This window comes from Actinomadura bangladeshensis, assembly GCF_004348335.1.
GTDB lineage: Bacteria > Actinomycetota > Actinomycetes > Streptosporangiales > Streptosporangiaceae > Spirillospora > Spirillospora bangladeshensis.
The window spans coordinates 1-2,472 of sequence record NZ_SMJW01000483.1 but is presented as its reverse complement, the minus strand read 5'-3'; the positions used below and the strand labels follow the sequence as shown (position 1 = coordinate 2,472).

The following is a 2,472-nucleotide window of genomic DNA, read 5'->3' as shown; positions in this document are numbered from 1 at the left end:
AGGGGAGGTCGGTCGGGTTCATGGGGGTTCCAGCGTGCGCGGGGACGGGCCGGGCGACGGATCCCGTCCCCGCGCACAGGTTCAGGAGACGGTCAGGGTCAGCGGCGCTTCCACGGGCGCCTGGCCGGACGACGGCCGGATCGTGAGGGTCGCGGTGTAGGTCCCGGGGGTGGTGAAGGTGCGGTCCGAGACGGCGGTGAAGGTGCCGTTGCCTCGCATGTCCGGGATGCTGGCGGTACGGGATGTGGTGAGCGTGACGTCCTCCTCGATGCCGTCGCTCCAGCGGACGGTGCCGGTGAGCGCGCCGGCGGCGGGCGCGGTGACCGTCCAGGACGCACCGGCCGGCGTGCCCGCCGGGACGGTGCGGTCGGCGCCGAGCGCGGTCACCGGCCACGGCACGCCTGCGGTCGGGAAGAAGTTGACGCCCTGGAGCGTCAGCCGCCCGCCGACTGCGGCGAGCCGGTTGGTGAAGTCGGTGTAGTCGCGCTTGGGCTGCGGCGTCCAACCGACTTCGGCGGTCGCGATGAGCCGCGGGTAGCTGTAGTACTGCGCCTGCGGAAGCCGCCGGATGAACTCGCCCCACAGCGCCGACTCGACGCCGAGCACGCTGTCCTCGGAGATGCCGGGGATGTAGGTGCCGGGGTCCCAGCCGTAGTGCCGGTCGAGGCCGCACGGCCCGCCGCACGCCCAGGTGCCGCCCTGCGGCTGCCGCGAGTCCTGCTTCTGCGGGACGTAGGTGTTGCCCGCCGGGGACAGGATCACCTTGGCGCCCCGGGAGGTGACCGCGTTGGCGACGGCGTTCCGGTTGCCGTTCCAGAACTGGACGACCGCGTTGCCCTGCGGCAGCGACGTCCCGGCGGTCTCGTTCCAGCCGACGGCCGTCTTGCCGAGCGCGTCCACCTGGCCGGTGAAGGCGTCCACCATCTTCGTGTAGTCGGCGTGGCTCGTGCTGTGCGACTCGTCCCCGCCGATGTGCAGGTACGGGCCGGGCGTCAGCTCCGCGATCTGGGTGAGGACCTGCTTCGTGAACTCGTACGTCGCCGGGTTGGCGGCGTCGAAGGACGAGTAGCCGACGTTCGGGGTGCCGTTCGCCGGGACGGTCGTCTCGCCGGGCTTCAGCGCGGGCTTGGACCCGGCGCTGTTGAGCTGCGGGATCGCGTGCAGCGCGGCGTTGGTGTGGCCGGGCATGTCGATCTCGGGCACGACGGTCATGCCGCTCGCCCCCGCGTACCGGACGATCTCGCGGTAGTCGGCCTTCGTGTAGAAGCCGGTCACGCCGAGTTCGGTGCCCATCCGCTGCCCCGCGTCGTTGTACGTCATCGCGGTGCGGCCGGACACGGAGGTCAGCCTCGGATAGTCGATCCCGGACGGGTTGTCCGCCGGGGCGTCGAGCGCGATCCGCCAGCCCTGGTCGTCGCTCAGGTGCAGGTGCAGCCGGTTGATCTTGAACTGGGCGGCGGCGTCGATGTACTTCTTGACCTCGTCCACGGGGTAGAAGCTGCGGGCGACGTCGAGCATCATGCCGCGGTGCGCGAACCGCGGGTGGTCGGTGATCTCGACCTGCGGCACCGTCCAGTCCGCGCGGACCCTCGCGGGCGACTCGACCCACTGCGGGAACAGCTGCCGCAGGGTCTGGACGCCGTTGAGCGCGCCGTTCGCGGTGGACGCCTCGATGGTCACCTTCGCCGGGTTCGCCGTGAGGGCGTAGCCCTCCGGCCGCCCGGACGGCCCGAGCCCGGAGCCGACCCTGATGACGATCTGCCCCCGGCCCTTCCGCGCGGTCACGACCGGCAGCTTGTAGCCGGTGGACGGCCGCAGCACCTTCGCCAGGTAGGCGGCGGGCGCCTGCGCGCCGTCCCCGATCGCGGCGATGGACGAGGACGGGTCGAGCCGGTAGCCGGGTCCGTCCGCCTCGGCGACGGAGACGGGCTTCGGCACGAGACCCAGCGACCGCGGCGCGGGACGGTCCCAGATCTGGAACTCCGAGATCGAGTAGCCGTAGGACGCCCAGCGCTGGAAGCCCTGCATCCGGACGAACTTCGCGGTCGCCCCGACCTCGATCGTGTCGGTGCGGGGGCAGGTGTCGTGCTGCGACCGGGTCACGGTCGTCCAGGCGACACCGTCCGCGGACGTCTGGAGCGCGAAGTCGCGGGCGCAGGCGTTCGGCCACACGAGGGTGACGTGGTCGATCTTCGCGGCGGCGGCCAGTTCGACCTGCACCCAGTTGTCGTCGGCGTACTTCGACGACCACCGGGTGCCGGTGTCGCCGTCGTTCACCTGGGACGCCGCGAACGAGTCCCGGTCGAGTTCGACGCTGGACGCGGTCGCCGTCCCGGCGAGCGCGAGGTTGACGGGGTCGGCGTCCGGCGTCTCGGCGGAGGCGGCGAGCGGGGAAAGGGCGGTGAGGCTGAGGGCGGCCGCGGTGGCGGCCGCCAGGGTGCGGTGTCGTCGGACGGGGGGACGGGGCATGGG

At 72.3% G+C, this 2,472-nt stretch carries 1 protein-coding gene; it reads right to left on the bottom strand.

The features are described 5' to 3' along the window. Positions 1-81 precede the first annotated feature (81 nt). A partial coding sequence (locus E1284_RS40140) for a family 20 glycosylhydrolase (protein ID WP_341770478.1) occupies positions 82-2,472 on the bottom strand: 2,391 nt, incomplete at its 5' end.